Source organism: Pseudomonas sp. R19M (genome assembly GCF_050312585.1).
Lineage (GTDB): Bacteria > Pseudomonadota > Gammaproteobacteria > Pseudomonadales > Pseudomonadaceae > Aquipseudomonas > Aquipseudomonas palleroniana.
The window spans coordinates 113335-138363 of the sequence record NZ_JBNPJV010000107.1 but is presented as its reverse complement, the minus strand read 5'-3'; the positions used below and the strand labels follow the sequence as shown (position 1 = coordinate 138363).

Genomic DNA, 25029 nt, shown 5'->3' with positions numbered 1-25029 from the left:
GTTTATTCGGTTACGTGTTTGCTGACGAGACTGTTGAGCAACACGTTATTCATTTGTTCGGAATGGACGCGTATGGCGTCGGCGTCCCAAGACTCTGTTTCCATCATCAAATACTGTTTAACGCTATCGATGGTGTTGTTCTTATAAAACTCTTTCTTCGCCGCAGGCATGAAATTGCTCAGCCGAGAGTTCTTGCTATGGCTGATCAGGCATAGATTGCCGAACGAATTGAGCGTGTCGGAATCGAGCTGCACCTGCCCGTCTAGCGGATGCTGAGGGTAGTAATGCTCCACCGAACTACGGAAGGTGAATTCATAGGATTTAACCTTGTCATTCGTCCCGAGCTCAAGCCAAAGCAGATAGTCCAGGAAGTTGAAAATCAGGTTGTTTTCGATATTGCCGAACCTCAACCGAGACTCCACCGTCTCTACCGCAATGCTTTCGCGGCGTGTCTGACAGGCGCCCCGATTGGTATAGATCATCGCAAAGTAATCCAGGCCTGCCTCTTGGGCCAGAAAGCGGTCAAAGACAAACGCCTTGGCGACCGACTCCATGTGCTGCAGATAAACTTGAGCCTCAATTTGTTCAACATAAAACAGGTGAAACAGCGCCGCATTCAGCCAGTGCTTGTAAACAAGCGTTGGCGTAGAAACATGAAAAGCTGACAGCAACATCAGGATGCGGCGGTTGATGCCTTCATTGCCGTCCTCTTCGCCGAAGGTATTCACATAACTTCCCCGTCCAGCGCTGCTGTGATCGCCGCTTTTGTTCCACTTGAAGCGTTTGAGACTCCAACCATCCGAGCCCTTGATGAACTCGCGCTTGATCACATATTGGTCAAACAGATACTTGCAGCGCAGCAGGCTAAAGGTAAAACGCTTCACTGCCGCAACAGGGTCTGGCTGCTTGAGCACATGCGCCTCAAAGGTATCGAGCAAGCGCTTGTCATCCAATGGGATGTCCGCTCGCGTATCGACACGCAGTACATGCAATAGGAAGTTGGGAAAGTTAATCACCGTGTTGAAGCGATCTGGCGCCTCCTCACCTGACTCACCCTGCTTCGCAGCAACCGGAACCTTGGCAATGATCTGATCAAGGGTCATGCGAGTGTCCTGCCGAGCAGTCACCTCCTGAGTTTTGTGCAGTGCCGCCCGAAGCGAATCGAAGTCAGCGAGTTGAAACTGTCCCCAGTCCCCTTCGCCAAAAATGCTGCCACGTTGGCCAGGCGTGAAGCCCATTTGCACATAGCGCTCCATGTTCGCGCAGGCTTCCCATACTGCATGCAAGCAATTCTGACTCTGTTCGCAGCCCTGCAGTTGCTCCATCATCCGCGCCTTGAGCACCTCGTGTTTTTCCAGCTGCTCACCGCGGTTATTCATGATCTCGAAGTAATGGTTCAGGTCCGTATCCGACGGCACTTTCACCCGCATGATTTGCACGTAGCCAAACAAATAATCGGCAAATTGCTGAGGTGAAACTCCGTTTTCTTTGAGCTTCTGCGACAAGACTTTCTGGATAAGGCGGTAGCCATTGAGGATGCCGGTATTGATCTGCTTCTTAGTCAAAAGCTCGGCAGGGTCGTCGTTGAACTTCTTCTCGAAGATGGCGGTAAAGGTTGCGCGCGAATGCTCGCGGCTATCGAAGTGGATACTCAGGTTTGAATACCAGGCAAGCTCGACAGCCTTGGTGTTTTTCAGATACGACGTCAGCAACGACAGGGTCGTCAGGCGTTGCTGACCGTCAATGGTTTCAAATACCGGGGTTTTACTGTCCGGGCGCTCATACACCACCAAGGTGCCAATGTAGTATTTGCGCGCTTTATCGTCCTTCTTCGGCAGGTAATCGATCACGTCCTGAATCAGCTGCGTGATTTCGCCCTCCTCCCAGGCGTAATTGCGCTGATACATCGGGATGACATACTCGTCCCGACCGCTGAGCAGCGCCTTGATGGAGAGCTGACTGATTTCGCTACTCATAGTATTTCATCGCCTTGAACAGAGCTTCGATCTCATCGGTTCTGGTTGACTTCTGGCCGCTCAATACCGGCAGGCTGCAATTAACAAAGTCAGCAGGACGTGTGGCCTCCTTGATCAACCTGAAAAGATTGTTCTCCAACACGTGGTTATCCATGCTGGCCAGCTGCACCACCTGCATCTTCAGGCGCAGGCTGTAGGCCCAGATGAAAATCTTCTCGATGGCCCGGGAGATATCTGTGTGACCGAACTTGTCGATGTAGTAAATCAGCAGGCAATCGAACATAGCCCGTACGTAGCAATCGCCGGTGCGGGTTCTTGCCGGGTAGCTATTGAGGGTTTTCATGATGGTTTTCGCATAGCCATCGAGTCCTTCAAAGCCCACCAGTTCATGCCCGCTCCAGGACTCGGCGCTGATCCGCGCCACCTTGCCCTGATAGTGGCTGATCAGCTCAAAAAAGCGCCGGCCATTGATGATGATCTGATCCAGGTGGAAGGGAAAACCACGCTCACGCGAGTCGATTCTGCGCTCGTATTGCCCATTGTAATTATCGACAAAATGGTGGGCGATACGCAGCTGCTCCACATAGGGGTAGCTGGCCACCGTATCGATATTCACGCCCTTGAATAAGTCGCTGTCATCCTTGCTGAAGTAACGCGCAGAAACCCCTTTCGACCAACTACGGATGCGGTACAGGTACTGGGAGAACAGTGTGGCCAACGCCTCGGTGTCACTGTTTTCCCAATGCGCCACCGTGGCCGCCTTCAACTGCTCGTCACGCGGGCTGAACTCACGCAGATGGTAAGCCTTGAGCAAGTCATGAGGCTCCAGGTCCCGGCCCCGCGCATTCTGCGAGTCAAAGAACTGGAAGGCTTCCGACACATCATTCAAGGCAACAGCCACGACCTGACACTTGTTCAGGAAGAAGTCGATATGTGCCTCGGTAAAGTCCGCACGGGAAACGATGCGGGCCACCTCAAGATAATTGCTATGGATGTTCCTCTGCGATATCTCGCTGGTAAAACCGGGATTCACCATGGCTTTCTCAAGCTCGAGCAGGCGTTCCCGCAAGTCTTTGCGTTCGAGCCTTATTTCCTTGTTCCGCTGGATCAACGCACGGGCCGCCAGCAGCAGACTAATGGTCCGCTGCTGGCCATCGACGATGTTCTTTGTATCACCGTCCTGGTGAAACACGATGGTGCCCAAGCGATAGGCCGACTTGTCCTTATGGATGGCAATATCGGAGAACAGTTGGTTGATGTTCTTGCCGGTCCACTTGTAAGGGCGCTGGTACTGGGGGATATCCAGCGCAGAATCCATGAGCAGTTCGTAAACGCTGATGATCTTGCTGGATAGTTCGGTAGCCTGCTGAGTTTCAATCGCTTCCATGCTCAGGTTGGTCATAGCAGTCGGGTTCTTCCGGTTAGCAGCTCTTGCATCATGCCTTGCTTCAGGGCGCGGGTTTTGGCCAGGCGCTGCTCCAGTGCATCCAGTTCGGCGTCCATATCGGACAGCACGGCGGCGATGGCAGTTTGTTCGGGAAGAGGCGGCATCCTCAGTTCAATTGCTGCAAGCGAACTTGCACTGATGTGGACTACAGCATCCCCTTGGCCACGACTAGCCTTTTGCTTCTGTATTGGAGCGCTGTTGAGGATATAGCCGAGAAACTTAGCGTCAGCAGCAGCAGGGCGTAGAATCACAATGTCACCGCCAGCAAAGGCTTCGCATTCATGAACAAACGCCACAGCCTTGCCAATCTCCTTTTTTGTCTCTCCAGAGCCAGCAAAAAGAATATCGCCCGTCCTCAAAAGCGTTGCCTTGGCCGCAACTGAAGCAGTGATTCGCGAATAGAACGTTCGCACAACATCATGATGACGCGTATAAATTTCGCCGTAGCGTACGCAAGGCAGATCACCAGCTGTTGCTTCGTCCTTTTTTACACCTGTGCCTTTTATAAATCTGCCCAAGCTTCCCAACCGAATCACCTCCCACTCACCCTGGAAGCCCGGAAGGCGAATTTGGCCGGTAAGGAGTTGTTGCATGGAGGCCTGTTTAAGGTCGCGTTTCTTGACAATAAGCCGCCCCAGCGCGCCCAGCAGCGCATCCACATCGCCCAACGCTGCAGCAATAGCACGTTGTTCTTGGAGGGGTGGACGCGGGCACAGGAGTCTTTCGATGTGGTTTAGAAAGAGATTCGGCTGCGCCCCTTGATTAACGCTGTTGGCTATCTGCACCTGAGCTGGATTGCTCTGAAGCCAAAACTGGATGTAATAAGCATCCGCCTTGCCACGATCAAGTTTCACCAAAGCGGCACTGCGAACCAATACACACTCAAACCCAGCTGGAACAACAGTGACCCGCCCAATTGTTCCAGAGCATGAAATCAAGATATCACCAGCTTCCGGGCCACACCGACGCTTCATCCTGAAGTATTCATCATCTCCAACGTAGTCAACGTCGGACACGTCGATTGCTCCGTTGAGAACATTGCGGGCAGACAGCAAGTAGTAACCATGCCGAGTTCGATTCGGTGTTACATGGTCGCCATCGGTGATTTTGGTGGAGATGTCAGATAGGTGACATACCACCCACGCCTCCGGAATAACGCCTACCTCGGTTTGCTTGTAACCCGGCTTCACTGCCATACAGCACCCATTTTTTTCAAATGCTCTGCCACACGACTGGCAAGGGTTGCCACTTCATCGGTGAGCTGTGGCAGCGGGGTGGCGTAGCGCTCACTCAGCTCGCGGATGCGTCCGGTCAGAGTCTGAGAGACTCGGTCGAGTTCACCCTGCACAGCATCGGCCAAGGTAGCCAGCCATTTATCATCCACTACCAGGCTTTTGATCTCATCCTCGCCAAGCAGCGGGTATTTCGCGTGGATCTTGTTCTCGAGCTCTTCCTCTGCCTTTTTGAGCTTGGCATTGAGGATGCTTTGCTGATTAATCAATGCGTCGTATTCGGCCAATACCTTGAGTTCATCCTCATAATCCGGATCCAGGCCAATCTCGCGTTGACGTGTCTTGATCGCTTTGGCGGTGACCTTCTGCTTGTCCCCCTCGCCTTCGACCACTTCGCTGAGCGAGCCATCCTCGCCGCTGTGCTCTTCAAGCATTTCACTCAAGCTTTGCTCGACGCTGGCAAGTTGGGTTTGAAGGTCTTCAATGGCGTTGCGTTCGGCCATGAAATAGCGGGCAATCAGAATCTCGACCGGAATCAGGTCGGACTTGAAGCGGCGCTTGCCCAGGCAGTAGTCATGCTTCTCAGCCCAACCCAACTTGTTGTTCTTATCCTTTACCTTGAGGATTTCGCGCGCTTTGGCGGCGGCACTCCAGCCGTCGGCGCTGATCAGGTAGCAGTCGTCCTGCAGGGTCTCGGCCCAGTAGTCCATCAGGTGCTGATAGATGTCGTAATGGTCAAGCAAAGGCGCTTTGGCGAAGGCACTGAGCAGGTCTTCGGACAATGTGCCAATCAGCTCCTTAGGGTGGCTGTTGACTGCAAAACTTTTCAACTGAGGGGTACTGCCCGCCAGCCAGTGGTTGAACAGCTTATCGACGCCAGCTTTGAATGCAGTGAACTGCGGATGGCCGAAAATGACCGTTTTCACCTCAGGGCTGACCAGCTCAAAGTAACCGGGGTGGCTGGCCGGCTTGAACAACGCCGCACGCAGGGCTGGCATCACCTGCCAGTAGCCGTCAAAGGCGTCGATGTCACGCTCGGGAATGCCACCGCGCAAATGGCCGTCGATATCCTGAATATCCTCAGGCTCGGTACTGTCGATATAGCGCGGCAGGTTGAGGTTGAAGTCGTTCTTCGGATCGCTGATTTCGTCGAAGGTCACCATGCGGGCATAGCGCGGGTCTCTTTCATCCAGCCGGATAAAGGTATCGACAATCTTGTGCACATCCTGATCGCGCAGACGGTTCTTCGGGCCGTCCTTGATAAAGCCCTTGGCGGCATCGATCATGAAAATGCCTTTGCGGGCGCTGGCGTTTTCCTTGTCCAGTACCAGGATGCAGGCGGGGATGCCTGTGCCGAAAAACAGGTTGGCCGGCAGGCCGATAATGGCTTTGAGGTAACCAGAGCGCACCAGCTGCTCACGGATCACTGCCTCGGCATTGCCGCGAAACAGCACTCCGTGGGGCAGAATGCAGGCACCTTTCCCAGTACTTTTCAGCGAACGGATGATGTGCAGCAAGAAGGCATAGTCGCCCTGTTTGGCCGGCGGCTCGCCCCAGGCAAAACGCTGGTATGGGTCTTTAGCGGGTGTCAGGCCGACGCTCCAGGACTTGACCGAGAACGGCGGATTGGCCACTACGTAGTCATAGGTACGCAGCTGCTCGCCGTCCTTGAACTTAGGCGTGGACAGTGTGTTGCCCTGCAGAATATTGGCGGTCGGGAAGTCGTGCAGGATCATGTTCATGCGGGCGAGACCGGCGGTGGTCACGTCCATCTCCTGCCCTTCCAGGGTGATGTGGGTACCCGCCTGATCGGCCACTTTCAGCAACAGAGAGCCCGAGCCGCAGGTAGGGTCATATACAGTAGTCTTGGCTACGGCATTGGTCGGGCTTATGCCGATGACCTTGGCGATGATGCGGCTGACTTCAGAGGGGGTGTAGAACTGCCCCTTGCTCTTGCCGCTTTCGCTGGCGAAGTGACGCATCAGGTATTCGTAGGCGTCGCCGAGAATGTCGTCGTTGTCGGCACGGTTCTGCGAAAAGTCCAGCTCGGGCTTCTGGAAAATGGACACCAGATTAGTGAGTTTTTCCACCATGTCCTTCCCCTCGCCGAGCTTGTTCGGGTCGTTGAAGTCTGGAAAATCACTGCGGGCTAGCCGGGTGTTGGCGTCAATCAGTGGTTGGATAATCTGTGTGTTGATCTTGTTGCCGATGTCGGCATTACCCTTGAGAGCAACCATGTCCTTGAAACTGGCACCAACCGGGATGGTCACCGGTGATGCGAAGTCATCCGAGTTGCCGTACTTGTCAGAGATGTACTTGATAAACAGCATGAACAGGACGTAGTCCTTGTACTGGCTGGCATCCATCCCACCGCGCAGCTCGTCACACGAGGCCCAGAGGGAGGAGTAAAGATCGGATTTCTTGATAGCCATTGGCAATCCTGACTGGAGTAAAGAGTAAGTGCGCAGGCGCCCCTGTTATGCGCTCGGGATAATACCCATGGCGCTGGCGATAGACGGGGGGTCGAAAGATATTTGTAGCGAAGCGGAGCTTTACCTGCGGTTAATGGGTGAACCTTATCTACTTCGGTTTCGTCGGGCCAGCATTTCGCCCTTATTTCTGGTCTTCATCCACTGCCACAAGTCAATCAACCGTGAAGTCGCAGAAAGTGGGCGGCAGACTTGGATGCCGCGCACAGTAAGCCGGCGAGCCTCCGGCGCCAATACTGGACGTGTGCACAGGTAAGTAATCCGCTCACATCCCGATAGCACTATGCCGCTAGGCAAGCGCCACTTCGCTGTTTTTTGATCATTTGCAAAGCTCGGGATGAACTTGCCTGTATCCATAATTGACATCTCGCCCAGCACTGATTTTCCGCAGGCGGGCTCAGCGTGCTTTCAACAACGCCTCAAAATCCGAAGCCTGAATCTCCGAAGCCCCGCTCAACATGTCCCGCGCCAACGCCCGTCGCTTACTCAGCAGCTCATCCAGCGTCGCCTCAAACGTCGGCATCGCCGCATCCCGAACCGTTGGGTAGTACACGTACACATCCTTCTCCTGCCCAATCCGATAGGCCCGATCCGTCGCTTGATCTTCCTTGGCCGGGTTCCAGCAACGAGTGAAGTGAATGACGTGGTTGGCCGCTTGCACGTTCACCCCAAAACCGACGGCGATGGTCGACAGGATGATGACTGCGAAACCAGGTTGCTCCTGGAATTGGTCGATCAGCCTCTGGCGGCTATTCGCGCTCTGACTGCTAGTATTGGTATCACCATTAATGACGGTAGCGCGAAACCCGAAATGCTCTTGAATCGAGTGTTGCAACTCTCGCTGAATATCACGCAACTCGGTAAAGACAATGACCTTGTCGCCGTTCCCGGCTCTTTTGATCGACTCAAGCGTCTGCATCAACCACTGCAGCTTCGGCGAGTTGTCGCGCAGTCGTTTGTCTGGCTGAACGCTGTAAGGATGAGCACAAATGAGCTTGAGCTTGTGCAGCAACCCGAGCATGCCGGAGGTCTTTTGATCGAGCTGTTCTTCGATCTGCTGCATCTGGCTGTACGCAGCTATTTCGGACAGGTACAGATTGCGCTGCAAGGCGTGCATGCTCAGTGAACGACATGCCGTGTCTTCGATTTTGGCAGGCAGGTCCTTGGCAATGTCTTGCTTGGTACGGCGCAGAGTCTGTGGGTCGATAAGCACGCGAAGGCGCTCCAGGGCAACCGTGTCACGCTCCAACGCGGCTTCGATTGGGCGCTGATACTCGCGCCCGAACTGGTTCAAACCGCCCAGGAAACCTGGCTGAATGAAGTCGAAGAGGCACCAGAGATCTATCAGGGTGTTCTCGACAGGCGTACCGGTACACGCCACTCGAAATCTCGCCGGAATGGCTTTAATCGCCTGAGTCACCAGTGCCGCGGGGTTTTTCAGTTTCTGCGCTTCATCGCATACGACGATCGACCATTGCTGACGCGCCAGGGAAAACTCCTGATCGCGCAGTGTCTCGTAAGTCGTGAGGACGATTCGGGCGTCGCCCATCCAACCTGGGCGTAGCAAGTTTTTGATGCCTTTGGCTTTCAAGTCGGCAGGGATTTCTTCTTTCTTGAACTTCACTGCACTCAAGGCTGAGCCATAGAGCTTCAGCACTGGCAGCGCGTCAGCGAAGAAGAACCGGTAAAGCTCTCGCTCCCAGTTATCGAGCAACGAGACTGGGGCGACGATCAGTGTCGGCTTGTCCTGTGGGTACTTTTCCAGGTACCAGACCAGGAAAGTGAGCAACTGGATCGTTTTCCCCAGCCCCATGTCATCAGCGAGCAGGCAGCCTGACACGTCTGATGGGGACAAACGGAACAAGTGCTGAAGCCACGCCACGCCTTGAAGCTGGTGCTCACGCAGGACGACTTCAGGCTTGAGCAAGCCGGGCAACTCTGGGACTGCGTCCAAAGCGGCGCGAAGGGCTGCCTGACGAATCTGAACGTAGGTCGGTTCGTCAATGTTGTGGCCGATTTGCAGTACAGCGCGGCCCACCTTTTCCTGTTGCTGGACCAGACTGGTCTCGACAGGGGCGATCTTCTTCGACCAGGCAGCAAACAGTTGCTCGGCGGCGGCAATCGAGAGCGGTGTTTCGGACTCTGGCAAACAGACCGTTTCATCACCGGCAGCGCGAGCTTCGTCCAGTCGCTGTTCAAACGCTTCGAATTGAGCGCGGTCGGAAGGATCCCAACGCCCGAAGATCTCTGCGTCAATGCCCAGCGCTGCCACATCCTTCGGCAACCAGCTCTCGGTCGCCTCTTTTACGAGGAAAGGCGAAGTAATTCTTTGCGCTTCGCCGATGCCAGTTACACGATCGCCGTAAAGGGACAGGTCCAGGACAGAATCGAACTCGATACCCGCCGCTTCGTTTTGCCAACGCTTAAGCAGGTCGTTGATACCTGCCAACTGGCGTAAATCAAAATCGCTGAGCTCCAACTCATAGCCCTGCCAGAAACCAGCAGGCATGCCAGCGGCCAATTTCAGCTGCAGTTCATGCACGAACGGTGCGAGTTCATAGGCTGCTTTAAATTCAACTTCGATGGGCGCTTGCGGTGTTGGCGAGATTGGTTCGAGCGTCAGGTTTACCTGCTCAATGTGCTGTCCCGCTTCATCCAGTTTGGGTTCCAGATAAAAGCGATGAAAGAAGATCCCGGCCTCGACCAGTTCGTCTTCATAGCTCTGCGCATCCAGCACTTGTGCGGCACCATCGCCGAGTGCGCTGTAAGGGTTGCGGACGAAGGAAAGTGCATCGTCCCCAGCGACCCGACGCCCGGGCAACGAGCGCACATAGTCCAGTACAGATTTGACTTCAGGCTCAATCAGGACGTGGGTCAACGATCCATCATCACAGGTCACCCGGTATCGATCCTGAACCTGATTGGCACCGTCGAAAATATCAAGCCAGTTTGCCGGTTGGCCTTCGAAGCTTGGTTGCAGCTCGATAACCGGCGTATTACCGACTGTCGATTTTCGCGGATTGAGTCGCAGACTTTCAGGTTTGATCACGACGGTCTTATCCAGGAAGCCATCCATGCCGGCGCCCGCCTTGCGGGCCAACTTCCTGATGCTGGCCCAGCCGATCTGGTTGGTTACTTCACCCGGCTCATTTTGTTGAGCCAGGTAAAGTTGCCGTACTGCGCCAGTCAGCTTCCAGCACGACTCAGGCAAAATCTCCGCTTTTGCGTGGTACTGGAGGATGGCGCCCGTGCGCTGCACCTGCACATTGGCGTTAGATTGCGGATCACGCCATCCACTGACGGATACTTTGAAATCGTCGGAGGCAAGGCTGCCTTGGCTGCTCAGTTGAGGAATGAGAGCTGTCTTTGGCGGCAACCCCAATAGCGGTAGACTTGTTAAATGCTCTGGTTCATCTAGAAGCCGATAGAGTTCATCCCACGTCAGCAGCCAGCGATCGCTGAGTTGGGAGACGAACTCCTCTTCTTCCAGCTGATCCAGATAGCTCGCCAGCAGCCAGGACTCTGCGTTATCCGCCAAGCTCAAGGGATAGCAAATGCCCTGCTCCTCGATGGAAAAAACAGGCTCAGTATTTTCTACCGGCGAATTCGGCTGCAGACCAATGCCTTTGAGGAAACGCTTGAGCATTACTGCCTCCAGAACCGGAGTGGCTGTTGATTGACGGGTTTGAAGCCTAGGCGTTGGAGCGCAGCAACGGCGGCTTGATCATTGTCATCAAGCTGGACCTGAAACGCACCGCCGCGCGCGCGCTGGTCGTAGACTTTGTGTTTGACCGACTTCAGGGCGTTACGGACTTGGTCTTCAAAAGGCAATGGTTTGGCTGTACCTGGCGCTCCGGCCTGACTTTGAATGCGTATGCCCAATTTTTCGAGCTTGTCATCGAACTTGCTCAGCCAACCCTCGATGCGGTCCGGACGGCCAGGCGCAGGTGAATGGGGCATCCACTCTATCGTTCGATGGCGCTGCTTAAGTTCTTTGGTGAGTTCAAGCTGGGACTTGTCTGGGTTAAACGGCGAATCCTCCGCCTTGTACACAAAGCAGGCATTACCCGTTCCCGAAAACTCCACGAAAAAGTAGCCACCAAGCTGCATCACCACAGCATTGTTGTGCCCAGGACCGCCTACCAGCTTGCTCAAGCGCCCTTTGTTCTTCTCACGAAAATGGACGAAGTCCCGCCCAGTGTCATGCCAGGCATCCGAACCCATGACGATTCGGGTGTAGCTCATTTGGTTGGCAAATCTTAACCAGTAATACAGACGCGACTGATCAACCTCGGAGTCTCCCTTCAACAGGTTGAAGAAGTGCTCAAGATCTTCCTTCGCGAACCACGCAACGACCATTGCACAGACATCTTTTTCAACGTACTGCAGCCAGCTGTTTTGTCTGGAACGGATCTGAGGGCTGCCCCAGTTGTCGAGGGCGACCTGTTTGAGCAGCGACGACGGTTTCTCTCGATACGCTGCCAAGTGATAACGCGACAGGCATGCACTCAGAATGTCGTTCATGTACCGCGGATGCTGCCGGCCGATGTCGACAAGGTCGGCTAAGCGCTGAGAAAACTCGGCGTCATCCAACATAAAAATACGAGAGATAAGTACGTTAAAGATCCTTCGCCACAGCCAACTGCTGTCAGGGATCTGCGCAATCGTCTGCAATGCCGAAAGGTCGCTGATCTCTCCCTTGAACATCTGGTCACCCAGCCTGGCACCTGCCTGCTCGGAGAAAAGCTCCTGATGCTGCTGGACGATGTGAACCCATTCCTTCTCGCGTTTTTGCTGGCCTCTGACGCATTCGAAGCCAAGCTGAACGTCTTCCCGCAACAGACACCAGTTGGCGCTCTTATCAGGCGTGGCGGCCTCGTACCCAAAGTAACTAAAGCACAGCGCCAACCAGTCTCGGCGGCTCAGCCTCCGCTTTTCGATACGGTGATGGATTTCTTTGTGCACTCGGCCAAAAAGCTGGTCATCGTCCAGTATCGGTCCGACTCGCTCACTCTTGTCCGAGAGACCGGCAAAAACCAAACGCCATTCTGAGGCGTTGAGTGGGAGTACATTGCGGAATTTGTTTATCGCAGCGCGGCGCTTTTCCTGAGGTGGCGGCAAAGCTTTTTCAGCGCGTTCGAATCTTTCGTAAAGATCAACTCCCGCAGCCCCCAGACGGGGAAATCGCGCCAACGGTTCAGGCGCCGGCCCCGTGCGATGTGCCAACAGACTCAGGTTAATAGCGGCGGAAAGCCTCGCGATTGGGCTGGTCATCGGCTCATCGCCAACTGACACTTTTCCATATCAGTGTTATTGAACACCGGTACCTCTGGCTTGAGGTTGTCCTCCTTTTCCTTCAAGCCAAAGAACTGCATGCGCAACTCCACTCGCCGGCTTTCTTCCTTGGTGTCCTTTGCATTGTTGAACGACACACCGCCCGCCAGGAAAATCGATCTGATTTGCTGTTGGTGCTCTGGCGACAATCCGACTTGGAGCGGGCTGCGGCTATCGAGCAGACTACACATCACCCACTCTGAACGCTGCAGTGAAAGGTGCAGGTTATAAAGATAAGAACCGTCGGTGTCTGTCGATCCCTCGATCACAACCTGTTTGAACCACTTTCGGCCTTCTTCACTGTTAGCCGCGTCCAGAATCATCGGCACAACCTCCTGAAGTGCCGACTGGCCATCGTTGCTCAGTGCGTACTGGTTATGCCCAAATCGGCCAGCATCGCCGAAGCTAATCCGATTGTCCTTACAGTCCACAACGATGGTTTTACTGGCAGTCTTCGCCTTAAGGCTCAGGTGCTCGCAGATCTGACTGATGTCCCTATTACGTTGCTTCTCTCCCTGCTCCGCTTGGTTAATACGCTGCGTCACAGAACTCAAAGCCGCCACCATGACCACGAGAAATAGAATCATCATCGCAGTCATCAAATCAGCGAAGGAGATCCAGAACGGCTTCTCTCCCTCGTCTTTTGAACGGATAACCGAAGGCATTTGCTTACCAAACATCGACTAGCCTCCGTTACTGCCTGATTCGTTCCATGATGTCGCCGAAGTCTTCGAGACTTTCCTTGACCCCTTCTACACCGCCAGCGAGGCTCTTGACTGCTTTATCGAGCTCGGCATCCAGACTACCCAGCGTTTGTCTCAAGGTCCGATCCATACCATCACCGAACTCTTTAAAGCCGTTACCCAACACACCACTGATGTTTTCCAAGTATTCATAAACTTCACGGTTAAGCGCCTGCATCCGCTCGCTTTGCACCTTCAGGTCTTGGAGATACTGGCTGCGGCCGCTGGCCTCCCCTTGCGCGCTTGCGACAACCCCTTCGATGACCGCGAGAGTTTTCGCCAGCGCTTCACGATTGTTTCGATAGTCCGCGACCACGGTGTTCAACTCACGTGATGCCTGTGCAAGCTCAGTACCTGCGCCCTGGACTGTGCCCATCAGCCCCGCAGTCGACTCACTGGCACGCGCAACGCTTTGTCCGGCCGTTTCAAACCGCTCAGCCGCCGCCCGCATCTTGTCTGCGCCTAGCTGCATGCTCTGCAAATGCTGCTCTGTTTGGGCACTCAATGCCTTAACGGTGTCCTGTGCAGATTTCTGTTGCTCTGACACTGTTTGCAGCAACGCCTTGACCTGTTCGTCAAGACCGCCCACCAAGTCACGGGTGCCTTGATGCAGGTCAGCCTGTGCAGCGCGGGTGGTTTGATCCATCTGCTGCTGGCCGTGCTCCAATTGCTTGAAGACTGCCGAGAGTTGCTCACCCAGCACCTCAACGGAGCCCGCAATTTTCGCCATGGTTTCCTGTTGACCTTGGCCGACGTTCTGCTTGATCGACTCAACAAAAGCCTGGAGATTCTCAGCCATTGCCTGTTGGCGAGCCTCGCTTTGAGCAAACAACTTCTCCAACTGCTCGGCCATTCGAGCACCGGCCCCCTCCCCTTCGTTGCCGATACGGGCAACCGAAGCCTGGAGATTGGCGAGCATCTCGTTCATCCCCGCTTGCATGGCGTTCTGTCCGGCCTGCATATCGGAGAGTAACTGGGCGATCATGGTTGAGCTGTTTTGGTTCGAGGACTCGCTAGCCGAACGCATATCTTGGATCAGCGTCGAAAAGCCCTGCTGCATCGACTGCATGGCGGCAACGGACTGGCCCATCAGTTCGTGTAGACCGTTGAACTGTTGGCCGAACGTACCTTCCAGCTTGTTCATGAAGGCAACTAGAACATCCTGAAGAAGGTTCTGTACTTGCCCTGACTGATCGCCACTGGCGGCCTGAACCGCACCCGCGATAGCTTCAAGGGGGGATTTAAGACTGTTCTCAATCGCACTGCTTACCTGATCGGCCAACAACTGCCCAGAGTCACGGTAAGTCGTTGACAAGGTATCCGCTAATTTGAGGCTTTCGCGGACTTGGGTATCAACGAGGTTCTGCAGCATTTCCCGCAGATCGGTTACCAGGCTGTCCTTGAGCTGACGGGTTTGCACGGAGCTTTCAGCACTCGAGCGCACAAGCTCCGCTAGATATTCCTCACCGACACCGCTGTCGAAAAGCCCGTCGATGGTTTCGTTGAACGCTTCAAGAAGTCTGTAGCATTGGCCCAGACGCCACTTTTCAGTAATCGTGACGGCTATAGAGGCCATGATTGAAATAAAGGAGCCGATGAACGCAAACAACACGTCCTTGAGCAGCTTATCGACGCTGGCATTTACCTGCTCAGGGGTGCTTGGATCAAAATGCTGTAGGCCTAGCATCAAGCCGAAGAAGGTTCCGACAATACCGATGCCGGTCAAAATACCAGGCAGGTGTTTATAAAACTCGGTTCCCAGCGGGGTATCAACCACGCTTTGAGGTGAGAAAAAATGCGCGGCTCCGGCGGTTGCGCGCGACCGGACAAGAACCTGTTCGCCTTCTTGAAACTCAAACTGGTCGTGCAGCGTTTCAGCGTATTCGTGCCAGGAGTGCTCCAGCTTGCTTCCATTGAACAGTCGCTCCAATTCAGAGCGCCGTTGAGACGGGGCGAGCGCTTTCACACCGTGCACACGTTTAGTCAGTTTTTTCAGCTGACTGCTAAGTTTGAAGGATGGACAAAAATAACGGACAAAGTACCAAGCGCACAAAATGAAAACGAAGCCAACTACCGTTATTGGCGCGATCAGCTGCTCGGAGCTTGCTGCACCCCATAGATGCAACAGCGTCGAAAAATCCATACTTTCCGCCTTCAATTTAGCAATTTTTTGATGTTCGGGACGCTTGCAACAACCACATTGATGCGTCAATCGCCAATCCCGTTGGTGATCGATGACAGCACCTTGCTCGGCACGCGGTTTTCAGGGCACAACAACGTCGGAAAGAAAGGACGGTAGTTTCACTACGACTGATCAGGAACCTTCCGTGGACAAATGTTAGAAAATCATGTCCTTATGCCAGCACCTTAGCCTGAGCCTTGACCGTCGTAAAGCCGGACGCGATCAATGGATCCCTGATCTGAGAGATCCGATAGGCTTATCGGGTGTGCTCCGCCACCACTTGCGAACCATCAGCTCAATACGAGCGACATCTTGAGGAGTTGGAGCAAAAGCGCATTTGCCGTACGCGACAGCAATAAGGCACGCGCCGACTCGCCAGAGCGGGTGAAGGAATGAACCAAGCGCCAGCAATCGCTATCAGTAGCCGCTGGTTCCACTCAAAAGCGAAATCAGAAGTACAAGCTGTGGAATTGAGCTTTGGTCGACGTAAAGGCAGGAATTTAAGAAGATTCGCGAATGGTATTCCATAAGGTATTCCAATAGAAAAACCAACCGAAAATAATCAATAAAAATCAATACGATACATAATCAATTCAGATTACCCCGGCCCACCAAATGATTAAAAAAAGATGTCCATGGACGTCTTTTTTTGTGCCTGCGATTCGGTTAATACGCGGCTTCTTTTGAGGTTTTTGAGTTCCAGCCGCTCGGGTATTCAAGACGGCATTCCAGCCACAAGCGGTCATTCCGCCTATCCATCAAGCTATCGGCGATTCAGACTGCGCAATACTTTGAGAGCCGACTGGCACAGTAAAGGCTGATGGGCTCGCCGGTAGGATGTCACTAGCCAGGGTTCAGCCTCACAAAAAAACGTAGGTTGAACACAGTAGAAAGCTAAGGCTCGATTACCCATCGCCCGCGCAACATTCCTTTCAGCTCATCAACGCTCAGAGTCATATGCGGCTTGCGATGGACCACCGCGTGACAGTTCGCGCACAACGTAACGAGGTCAGTCTCAGGATTCACGGCTTTCTCACCACCAAAGTCCGAAATCGGCACTATATGGTGAACGTGAATGAACCCCTTCGCGTGCTCGCCGTATGCCTGTTCGAAATCAAAACCACATGCCTTGCAGTCAAAGCCGTGGATAGCAATGGCCTTCACCCTCAGATCTTTCCGGCGCTCGTAACGGGTTCCAAAGTAACTTAATTTGCTGCCTTCATTGGCCGATTCAAAGGTCAATGGATCGCCGTCGGAATTTGGTGCGACCTGGTCAGCCTGGGAAGACAGGAGCTTTGCATGACTTAGGATTGCATCGTAATCCAGTTGGGAAATGGACCGAACCCCGTCACGCCAATAGTTGTTGACTCGAGTAGCGGGTATCGTCTCTAGGTACACTCCGTTAATTTTCGAGGGGATAGCGCCTTCAAACGGAGTGAAGTTTTCGATCAAAGCAAAAAGGTCACCTTTATCACTCCTCCGGTCTGCGTAGACCTTGCCGATGCGTGCCATACCAAAATAATGCGGATCGGCGCTGAGGCGTACAGAAGCAAAGGTTTTGTCCTTGATGCGTCCTTTGTAATAGATCACTTCGGTTCCTTCAGCAAGCCAGGCTTGATACCGCTTGGGGAAGTGATAGACAGCACCGGTTTCGTCTTGCCATTGCGATGTGTCGTTTTCAACGATGACTGCGGGCATTCCATTTCCTCTAGACTGATGGCAAAAGCCTACCAAAAATGAGGAAGTTTCTTACAAGATACTTAAGATTTACATCCTTGCTTAACGTCAGCTCCGCTCTGTTGAACTCATACCACCGATCGTGGTGAGTATTGCCCGGTAGAGGGGTATTCCAATTGGTATTCCAGACGGAAAGCTTGACCGGTGGACCTTCGGAATTTTCCTTCAAGATGCCGAGCCGTTCGTGAACTAGTGCAATCCACCCCACAACGCTAACTTCCCTCTGTCGCTGCCCATCAGCGACCGGCTTTGACAGGCCGAAAAGTGTAACCTTTCACACCCCCTGATAAGTCGGCATGCTTCAAGCATCCCGACTCGTTCATGGCGGCTGTGCGTGGGGCATCTTCGGGTGCGCCGGGTTCCTACACTTCCGGTCTGTCAACCCGCGTACAGCTGCCACCCAATCCTGTTTGACAGCAGGGGGCGGCGGCTCCTTAAACAGTGTGGGAGCTCCATCATGAAAAAGGTCACCCCCAACCCAACAACAACCCTCTTCACCCTGGCTCAGGACATTCCTGCCGAAACCCTGCTGGTCCAAGCCAGTGAGATCCTCACCTCGCTGAACGTCATGACCACAGACTTGGCCTTTGAACTTGAAGGCTCACACCGCCACAAGCTGCTGGCTACTCAGCAATTGATAGTGTTGGGCGAGCTGCTGCTGGACCGAGTACTGGACACGCTTGTGTTCACCGGTGGTGCGCAAACGCCGCGACAGTAAAGAGTCGGCAAACTGAAAGCGGCCTCTCGCAGGCTGCTTTCTCGGCCATACTTTCGCTACTCTTGTGGGCCTATCCCCCAAGCCTCTGATCCCTCCTGCAATCATTCCCTCAACATCTCCCCTCTCTCAATACAAGCAATTAAAAACACAAGCCTTACAATGAGAACGTTCGGCCTCTCACTCGCTCCCCCGCGAGCCCCAGACCCCGGCCTCCACAGCGACCTCTACCCACCCCAAGACAGGCGCCCCGATGGATATCAAGCAACTCAAATTCCTAATCGCACTGGAGCAAACCCGTCACTTCGGCCAGGCAGCCGCGCGCTGCCATATCACGCAACCGACGCTGTCGATGCGCTTGCGCAATCTGGAAGATGAGTTGGGCCTGGAGCTGGTCACCCGTGGCCAGCGCTTCGAAGGCTTCACCGAAGCCGGGGAGCGTGTGTTGGCGTGGGCCAGGACCTTGCTGGCCGCGCATGATGGGTTGTTCGCCGAAGCGGCGGCGTGCCGTGGTCAGTTGGTCGGTAACTTGCGCCTGGGCCTGGTGCCGCTTAGCGGGTTCAACCCGATCAGTTACATCCAGGGTCTGTCTCAGTCGTTTCCCGAACTCAAGTTCAGCTTGTCGTCCATGAGTTCGGACAAGATCATCGAAGCCTTGGGCACCAACCAACTGGACCTGGGCGTGTGTTATCTGGAGCACGTGAACGCCAACTACCTGGACTTTTTCGAGCTGGGTGAGACCCGCGTCGGGCTGTTGTACGACACCCGGCACTTCCATTTCGAAGGCACCGAGATGAGTTGGGAAGACGCCGCCGAGTTGCCCCTGGGGATGATCAGCAATGGCATGCACTATCGTAAGTCGATTGACCTGAGTTTCCGCAGTCGCGGTCTCGACCCCCAGCCCATCCTCGAGAGCGATTCGACCTATCAGTTGTTCCAGGCGATCCACGAAGGTTTTTGCTGTGCGATCATGCCGTTGGACAGCGGCCTGGAAAGCCCAATCGAGAATCTGGCGTTTATCAACCTGCCCGATGCCAGCGTGCTCGCGCCGTTGGGCATGGTCATGCGCAAGACCGAGCCGCGCTCGGCCATCGCCGAAAAATGTTTTGCCGAAGCCAGGAAATTGCTCACCGCCAAGGGCGCAGGCGAGTAACGGAGGTTTGCCCATGATTTGCCGAGTCGAACACGCCGCTGAAGCAGGCGATGCCAATGCACCGGCACCGCAGCCACGCAACGTTGCCTATCGGGAGTATGACGAAGGCGCGCAGGTCGCCGAGGCGGCGCTGGCGGCGGAAATCGCGCTGGCCATCAGTTACAACGGCTTGAGCCAGGCGGTGATGATGGTTTCACCTGGCGACATCGAGGACTTCATCCGCGGCTTCAGCGTGAGCAATGGGATCATCGACAACCAGGGTGAAATCTACGATATCCAGCTCACGCATTTTGATCAGGCCTGCCAGGCAGACGTCAACATCTCCAGTCGGGCGTTCTGGGCGCTGAAAGATCACCGGCGGCAGATGGCGGGCACCAGCGGCTGCGGATTGTGCGGCGTGGAGGCGCTGGAACAGGCACTGCCCCAACTGGACATCCTGCAACCGGCGCCCCTGCCGCCCGCGCATCACCTCAAGGGTTTGCGTGAGCGTATCGACGCCGCCCAGGTCATGGGGAAAAGTACCGGCGCCCTGCATGCGGCGCTGCACTTCGACGCTGACGGCTCAGCCTTGTTCTGCCGTGAAGACATTGGCCGGCATAACGCACTGGATAAATTGATCGGCGCGATGCAACAGGCACAGGTCGATGCGCGCAGCGGGTTCACGGTCGTCACCAGTCGTTGCAGCCTGGAGCTTATTCACAAGGCCGTGAGGGCTGGGCTGGGCACCTTGGTCAGTTTGTCGGCGCCCACCAGCCTGACGGTGCAATGGGCACGCAAACACCAACTCAACCTGATCCACGTGCCGCATCGAAGCTCACCGCGGATCTACAGCCCGATCTGAAGGACGCCCATGATTCCAGCGCCTTGCCGCTGGAATCCGGCCCCACGACGCATTACCCTGACGGCCTCTATCAGACAACCGGAAGTCAGATACCCGTGCTCAAGCCCCTCGCCGCCATTGCCCTCGCCTGTACGCCTTTGTTTGCCAGCGCCGCCGACCTGGCCGGGGTGTGGAAAGGCACCCTGGGCAAATCCGCCATCGTTGCCTGTTTCAACGGCGCCGATGGCGAGCACGGCAGTTATTACTATCAGCGCATCCTCACACCTATCCAGCTGACTCAAGCCAGCGACAACGCACCCTGGGTGGAAGCCGGAAATACCGGTTTCTGGGCGTTGCAACCCCCGCAAGGCGATAGGCTTTCAGGCGCCTGGAGCAAAACCCCGGGCGGCACACCGCTGCCACTCAACCTGCAACGCGTCGACACGCAAGGCTGTGGCAGCGACGCCTACAACGCGCCCATGGAAGCCGCGCCGCTACCGATCAAGACCGAGAAGAAAACCTTCGGCGAGCACCGCTATCAGCTCAAGACCCAAGGCGCCCAGGTCACGCTCAAGCTCGAGGGCGATGGCCAGGCCATCCAGAAGATCAACCAGCAACTCGCGGCCCTGGCCGTGAGCGACGATGATCAGAAGGAGTATTTGCAGGAACGGCGCGAGTACCTGGGCCGCAACGGCTCCGCCTACACCAGCGAAATTGAAGTGGCGCCCACGTACTGGTCATCCCAATTCATGACCGTCAGGTTTTACCGTTGGGCCGCGGGCACCGGTGCCGGCGGCATCAGCTGGGGCCTGCACTCATGGGATCTGCAAACCGGCGAAAGCGTCGATCCCTGGGCATGGCTCGGCGGGCGCCAGGAGTGGTATGACGCCTACGCCGGGCACGTGAAGCTACCGGCCAAATTCAGCCAATGGCTGGCCGGGCAGACCACTACCGACGAAGGCTGCCCGGCGATCACCAGCTATTCCACCTTCGACCTGAGCTTCAACACCCAAGGCTTGCAGCTCGCGACGCGCGCCACGGGTGACGGTTGCGATAACGAGCTGAATTTCACCTGGGAGCAATTGACACCGGTGCTGACCGAGGCAGGCAGAGCGGCGTTGCCCCGCTTGAAACAGCCCTGAACGGCAGGCTCGGCCAGCCTTACAAAAACCCCACATTGATTCACCAAATATTAAGAATCGCTTTCGTATACTGCTGGATCGCCCAGGACCGATCCCCCGATCGGTCCCCTTTCCCGGTAGCCAGACTCCATGACGCGCCCCGCCTCTCTGCTGCTTCTTCTCGCTGGACTGTTATTTTTCTGCGCCCTTGGCGGCCATGAGCTGCAAGGCTCCACCGAAGCCCGCGTCGCCGGGATCGCCATGGCTATGCACCTGGACAATGACTGGGTGATCCCGCGCCTGTTTCGCGAACCCTTCCTGGAAAAACCGCCCCTGAGCCTCTGGCTGGACGCCGGCGCCATTCGCCTGTTTGGTGCGTCGACCTGGGCGGTGCGCCTGGCTTCGGCGTTTGCCGGCTTGTTCAGCGTGATGCTGTTCTACGGCATGCTGCGCAAGTTTGGCCGGCCCAAGTCGCTGGCGTTCTGCGCCGCGTTGATCCTGGCGACCATGGCCAGCTACTGGGGCAATGTGCGCGGCGTGGGTGAAGACTCATTGCTCAGCCTCGGTGTGACCACCGCGCTGCTGGCGTTCTACCAGGCGATGCGGCCCGAGTCCGAGCGCCAGGGCTCCAACACGTGGGCCTGGGCACTGTTTACGCTGGGCATGGTCATCGCCACCCTGAGCAAGGGTGTGCTGGGCCTGGCGATGCCGGGCATCGTGATCTTCGTGTACCTGGCCGCGACCAGCGTGATGGACAAGCGCCTGCGCATCGGCGATTGGCTCAAGCCGGCGCTGTTTACGCTGTTGGCGTTGGTGCCGCTGCTGATCTGGCTGGGGTTCCTGTACCAGCGTGGCGGGATGCAGGCGGTCGGTGAGGTGCTGTGGACCAACAGCGTCGGGCGCTTCAGCGGTTCATTTGTGGAAGCCGGGCATTACGAGCCGTTCTACTACTACCTCGCGAAATTGCCTCAAGCGTTTTTGCCGTGGAACATCCTGGTGTACCTGGGCCTGTGGCACTTTCGCAAAAGCCTGGTGCGCAATCGCTACCGTCTGTTTTTCAGTGTGTGGCTGTTGGCGCAATTCACCCTGCTGACCCTGGCCTCCAGCAAGCGCACCGTGTACCTGATGTCGCTCACACCGGCCGCCGCCGTACTCGCAGCCGAATATGGGCGGGTGCTGCTGGAACGCTTGAAAGAGCGCAAGCCTGGCGTGTACCGCTACCACCGCCAGGTGATCGGCGGCGTATTCGGTGTACTCATTGCCTGCTATATGAGCGCTGCATTCTGGTTCGCGCCCAAGGCGGACGCCGTGGAGTCATTCGTGCCGGTGATCAGCCAACTCCAGGCACTGCAGGCAGAAGGTCGGGAAGTCGCAATATTCCAACCTAACGAACGGATCTTCGGTGCCGGGGTGTTCTACATGCAAGCGTACGTGCCCATCCTGCAAACCGAAGCCGAGTTGCGCGCCTTCCTCACGGCCAAACCAGGTAACGTGGCGCTGATGGATCACACAGACCGACTGAATGAAAAGGTCACGGTGATCAAGCAGATGGCAATCGGCCGCCAGCCTTACTACTTCGCGGAGCAGTAAGGCCGGCGCGGGTCATCAGTGCTTGGTGACCTTGTCCAGGTAACCCATGGCGAACGCCGAGATCACGAAGGTCATGTGGATGATCACGTACCACATCAGGTGTTGTGGGTCGACGTTCTTGGCGTCCATGAAGATGCGCAACAAGTGGATGGAAGAAATCGCCACGATGGACGCCGCCACTTTCATCTTCAGCGAGGAGGAGTCCATGGTGCCCAGCCAGTTGAGCTTTTCCTTGTTCTCATCGATATCCAGCTGCGAGACGAAGTTCTCGTAGCCGGAAATCATCACCATCACCAGCAAGCCGCCAACCAGGGCCATGTCGATCAACGACAGCAGTACCAGGATCAAGTCGGACTCGGCCATCGAGAACACGCTCGGCAGCAGGTGCACCACTTCCTGGAAGAACTTCAACGCCAGCGCCAGCAACCCCAGGGACAAGCCGAAATAGATGGGCGCCAGCAGCCAGCGCGAAGCGTACATAGCATTTTCGATAAAACGTTCCATTGGATCTCACACAGCTTGGCTAAAAATGGCCGCGAGTATACCAGCCGCTACCCGATGGCTGTCACCGCGAGAAAACTGACCCAGGTGGCATCTGTAAGAGATTTTTTCTGCTAGTGTCGAGCCCATGAACTCGGCTCGATGATGTCGGACAGGAAGACTCAGATGATGGATGTGCGATCCCCTTTGGCCAGCCTCGGCCTGTGTGCGGCGTTGCTGATAGCCAGCGGCTGCTCACCCAAAGAAGAGCAGAAACAGGCGACCCTCGAAGAGAAAACCGCAAAATTCGAACAGTCACTGGACAGCATCCAGGACCCCAAGCTGCGGGATGCCATCGCCGACCTTGGCGGTTCGCTGCTGCTGCTGGAACGGGCCCGCGTCAAGCTCGCCAACAAGCCGATCGAAGCCGAATACGGCGAAGACACGTTGACCCTGCTCAAGCATTACCCCACGCCCCAAGCCTTGGTGGACACCTACATCAACGGCCTGTTCGTGCTGCGCAAGACCTCCCATTCCGACTACCTCACGGATTTGCAGCCGGTCTTCCCGTTCAGCTTCAACAGCCCCGACCAGTTCCCCTTCCCTCACAGCCTGGAATGGCAGTCGGTGACGCTGAGCAACAACAAGGTGATCCCCTTCCAACCGGAATGGTCGGAAACCGATCCCGGCATTCAACTGAGCCCGAGCAGCTCCAACCTGACCAACCCCGACGACCTTACGGTGAGCTACCCGTTTATCGAAGGGGTCGAGACGGACAACAAGAGCCAGCCCCAACCGGTCAGCCTCAAAGGCACGGTTGACGTGGTGGCACCGGGCAAGGTGCTGACCTTTGACTTGTCAAAAAAGGACGTGGGCCGCAAGCGCACCGAAGGCAACATCACCCTCAACCTGGTGTTGCTTGAAAAAAACTACGCCGAGATCGAGCTGACCAACAGCGAGCCCCTGGCCGCCGAAGTCGGCGACGACTCGCCTAACCCGTTGCTGGTGCAGGCACGCGACAGCACCGGGCAGTTTCTGACGCGTTCGGGCTCAATCAACGAAAGTGCCGCGCAAGTGGCGTTCTATGAGCAGCAGTTGGCCGAGATGCGCAAGCAGAAGGCGTGGTCCGATGCTTTCGAGAAGCAGCTCACCGACGAGCAAAAAGCCTTTGAGCACAAGCAGACCAGCCATTATGCCAAGGTGTATTTCAATGGCCTGATCGACACGTTGCAGGTCAACGTCCTGGATTTTTCCAAAGCCACACTGACGCATAAGGATCTGGACCTGCCGGTGATGCGCTTCGACAAGAACAGCCTGCAGAATACGGTGCAAGCCTTGCCGATGCCCGTTACGGTGTACGACGACAGCGCCGCCGGCTGGCTCAAAGACGCAAGCATGAGCGAAGACCAGCTGAAAAAAAGCATCACAATCAGCCAGTCGACCGACGATGCCAGTGCTGCCAAGATCGTGTTTGACCACCCCTTCACCTTCAATGACGAACTGGTGGGCAACGACCACAGCAGCAGCGACGAACCCATCACCTTCTTCACTGCGGACGAAAAAGGCGAACGTGGCGAACCCATCGAGCTGCCCAGCGAAGCCTTTGAGCTGGACCCGGCGCGAGGCACGCTCACCTACGACCTCAACCTGTTCCCGGAAACCCCGGCATACGTGGTGGGCTCGATTCCCTTGTTCCTGGCGAACATCGAGAAAAGCACGATTGACGTCGCCAAACTGCCCAAGGGCCTGACGCTTAAAGACAACGCCCTGATCGTCGACCAGAAGGCATTCCCTTCCGACAGCTGGCGCTTCTACGCCAAGGACGCCAGCGGCAACTATCTCAAGGAAATCCTCGGTGTCAGCCACCGTGCAGAGGAATACGGCACGGCCATGTTCGACGTGCATTATTTCTATGGCAAGCCGACCACTCTGGAAAGCTACCAGCGCACCGACCTGAGCACCGTGCAATACGGCTTTGAGGTCAAGTTGGACAAGCCTGAGAGCCAATAA

General features: G+C 55.7%; 16 protein-coding genes. 6 read left to right on the top strand and 10 right to left on the bottom strand.

Translation table 11 applies throughout. The annotated features are described in order from the left end of the window. Positions 1 to 2: 2 nt before the first annotated feature. From ACQRBT_RS27785 to ACQRBT_RS27745, 9 genes are all read right to left on the bottom strand, one after another. Positions 3 to 1976 carry a DUF262 domain-containing protein gene (locus tag ACQRBT_RS27785; RefSeq protein ID WP_412047046.1) on the bottom strand — a complete coding sequence of 658 codons (1974 nt, stop codon included), beginning with the start codon at positions 1974 to 1976 and terminating at the stop codon, positions 3 to 5. Next, positions 1969 to 3378 (bottom strand): DUF262 domain-containing protein, encoded by a 1410-nt coding sequence (locus ACQRBT_RS27780; RefSeq protein ID WP_412047047.1) that lies wholly within the window; start codon positions 3376 to 3378, stop codon positions 1969 to 1971. Before ACQRBT_RS27780 ends, ACQRBT_RS27785 begins: the two co-directional genes overlap by 8 nt. Beyond that, positions 3375 to 4619, bottom strand: a complete 1245-nt coding sequence (locus tag ACQRBT_RS27775) for a restriction endonuclease subunit S (protein ID WP_412047048.1) — start codon at positions 4617 to 4619, stop codon at positions 3375 to 3377. The genes ACQRBT_RS27780 and ACQRBT_RS27775 overlap by 4 nt, the downstream gene beginning before the upstream one ends. Further along, positions 4610 to 7087: a type I restriction-modification system subunit M gene (locus tag ACQRBT_RS27770; protein WP_412047049.1), complete on the bottom strand. Its 2478-nt coding sequence runs from the start codon at positions 7085 to 7087 to the stop codon at positions 4610 to 4612. The genes ACQRBT_RS27775 and ACQRBT_RS27770 overlap by 10 nt, the downstream gene beginning before the upstream one ends. Before the next feature lie 454 nt (positions 7088 to 7541). Continuing rightward, complete coding sequence (zorD, locus tag ACQRBT_RS27765) at positions 7542 to 10790, bottom strand: type I Zorya anti-phage system protein ZorD (RefSeq protein ID WP_412047050.1); 3249 nt, start codon at positions 10788 to 10790, stop codon at positions 7542 to 7544. Then, a complete protein-coding gene (gene zorC, locus ACQRBT_RS27760; protein WP_412047051.1) occupies positions 10790 to 12418 on the bottom strand; it encodes a type I Zorya anti-phage system protein ZorC in 1629 nt (542 codons plus the stop codon). The genes zorD and zorC overlap by 1 nt, the downstream gene beginning before the upstream one ends. Continuing rightward, positions 12415 to 13158 (bottom strand): type I Zorya anti-phage system protein ZorB1, encoded by a 744-nt coding sequence (zorB1, locus tag ACQRBT_RS27755; RefSeq protein ID WP_412047052.1) that lies wholly within the window; start codon positions 13156 to 13158, stop codon positions 12415 to 12417. The genes zorC and zorB1 overlap by 4 nt, the downstream gene beginning before the upstream one ends. Before the next feature lie 13 nt (positions 13159 to 13171). After that, a complete protein-coding gene (gene zorA1, locus ACQRBT_RS27750; protein ID WP_412047053.1) occupies positions 13172 to 15364 on the bottom strand; it encodes a type I Zorya anti-phage system protein ZorA1 in 2193 nt (730 codons plus the stop codon). A 933-nt stretch (positions 15365 to 16297) separates the two neighbouring features. Then, positions 16298 to 17101 carry an HNH endonuclease gene (locus tag ACQRBT_RS27745; protein WP_244700660.1) on the bottom strand — a complete coding sequence of 268 codons (804 nt, stop codon included), beginning with the start codon at positions 17099 to 17101 and terminating at the stop codon, positions 16298 to 16300. Positions 17102 to 17597: 496 nt separating this feature from the next. Here ACQRBT_RS27745 and ACQRBT_RS27740 point away from each other — a divergent pair, with 496 nt between their 5' ends. From ACQRBT_RS27740 to ACQRBT_RS27720, 5 genes are all read left to right on the top strand, one after another. Further along, a complete protein-coding gene (locus ACQRBT_RS27740) occupies positions 17598 to 17858 on the top strand; it encodes a DUF6124 family protein (RefSeq protein ID WP_244700663.1) in 261 nt (86 codons plus the stop codon). 250 nt (positions 17859 to 18108) lie between these two features. Then, positions 18109 to 19008, top strand: a complete 900-nt coding sequence (locus ACQRBT_RS27735) for a LysR family transcriptional regulator (protein ID WP_412047054.1) — start codon at positions 18109 to 18111, stop codon at positions 19006 to 19008. Between the two features lie 13 nt (positions 19009 to 19021). Beyond that, entirely contained in the window at positions 19022 to 19849 is an 828-nt protein-coding gene (gene fdhD / locus ACQRBT_RS27730; protein ID WP_198762444.1) for a formate dehydrogenase accessory sulfurtransferase FdhD, read from the top strand. 95 nt (positions 19850 to 19944) lie between these two features. Then, on the top strand, positions 19945 to 20970 hold the full coding sequence (locus tag ACQRBT_RS27725; RefSeq protein WP_412047055.1) for a hypothetical protein: 1026 nt from the start codon (positions 19945 to 19947) through the stop codon (positions 20968 to 20970). 129 nt (positions 20971 to 21099) lie between these two features. Beyond that, the gene (locus ACQRBT_RS27720) at positions 21100 to 22539 is read left to right on the top strand and encodes an ArnT family glycosyltransferase (protein WP_411985597.1); all 1440 of its coding nucleotides are present in this window, start codon (positions 21100 to 21102) and stop codon (positions 22537 to 22539) included. Between the two features lie 15 nt (positions 22540 to 22554). Here the strand turns inward: ACQRBT_RS27720 and ACQRBT_RS27715 are convergent, their stop codons facing one another. Further along, on the bottom strand, positions 22555 to 23043 hold the full coding sequence (locus tag ACQRBT_RS27715) for a TIGR00645 family protein (RefSeq protein WP_060752294.1): 489 nt from the start codon (positions 23041 to 23043) through the stop codon (positions 22555 to 22557). Positions 23044 to 23205: 162 nt separating this feature from the next. Here ACQRBT_RS27715 and ACQRBT_RS27710 point away from each other — a divergent pair, with 162 nt between their 5' ends. Then, positions 23206 to 25029, top strand: a complete 1824-nt coding sequence (locus ACQRBT_RS27710; protein WP_412047056.1) for a hypothetical protein — start codon at positions 23206 to 23208, stop codon at positions 25027 to 25029.

Bases quoted from the DNA above. Each gene is read 5' to 3' on its own strand.
- ACQRBT_RS27710 (WP_412047056.1), top strand. From the start codon at position 23,206: ATGATGGATGTGCGATCCCCTTTGGCCAGCCTCGGCCTGTGTGCGGCG.
- ACQRBT_RS27775 (WP_412047048.1), bottom strand. From the start codon at position 4,619: ATGGCAGTGAAGCCGGGTTACAAGCAAACCGAGGTAGGCGTTATTCCG.
- zorC (WP_412047051.1), bottom strand. From the start codon at position 12,418: ATGACCAGCCCAATCGCGAGGCTTTCCGCCGCTATTAACCTGAGTCTG.
- ACQRBT_RS27785 (WP_412047046.1), bottom strand. From the start codon at position 1,976: ATGAGTAGCGAAATCAGTCAGCTCTCCATCAAGGCGCTGCTCAGCGGT.
- zorA1 (WP_412047053.1), bottom strand. From the start codon at position 15,364: ATGGATTTTTCGACGCTGTTGCATCTATGGGGTGCAGCAAGCTCCGAG.
- zorD (WP_412047050.1), bottom strand. From the start codon at position 10,790: ATGCTCAAGCGTTTCCTCAAAGGCATTGGTCTGCAGCCGAATTCGCCG.
- ACQRBT_RS27745 (WP_244700660.1), bottom strand. From the start codon at position 17,101: ATGCCCGCAGTCATCGTTGAAAACGACACATCGCAATGGCAAGACGAA.
- zorB1 (WP_412047052.1), bottom strand. From the start codon at position 13,158: ATGTTTGGTAAGCAAATGCCTTCGGTTATCCGTTCAAAAGACGAGGGA.
- ACQRBT_RS27770 (WP_412047049.1), bottom strand. From the start codon at position 7,087: ATGGCTATCAAGAAATCCGATCTTTACTCCTCCCTCTGGGCCTCGTGT.
- fdhD (WP_198762444.1), top strand. From the start codon at position 19,022: ATGATTTGCCGAGTCGAACACGCCGCTGAAGCAGGCGATGCCAATGCA.
- ACQRBT_RS27715 (WP_060752294.1), bottom strand. From the start codon at position 23,043: ATGGAACGTTTTATCGAAAATGCTATGTACGCTTCGCGCTGGCTGCTG.
- ACQRBT_RS27720 (WP_411985597.1), top strand. From the start codon at position 21,100: ATGACGCGCCCCGCCTCTCTGCTGCTTCTTCTCGCTGGACTGTTATTT.
- ACQRBT_RS27735 (WP_412047054.1), top strand. From the start codon at position 18,109: ATGGATATCAAGCAACTCAAATTCCTAATCGCACTGGAGCAAACCCGT.
- ACQRBT_RS27780 (WP_412047047.1), bottom strand. From the start codon at position 3,378: ATGACCAACCTGAGCATGGAAGCGATTGAAACTCAGCAGGCTACCGAA.
- ACQRBT_RS27740 (WP_244700663.1), top strand. From the start codon at position 17,598: ATGAAAAAGGTCACCCCCAACCCAACAACAACCCTCTTCACCCTGGCT.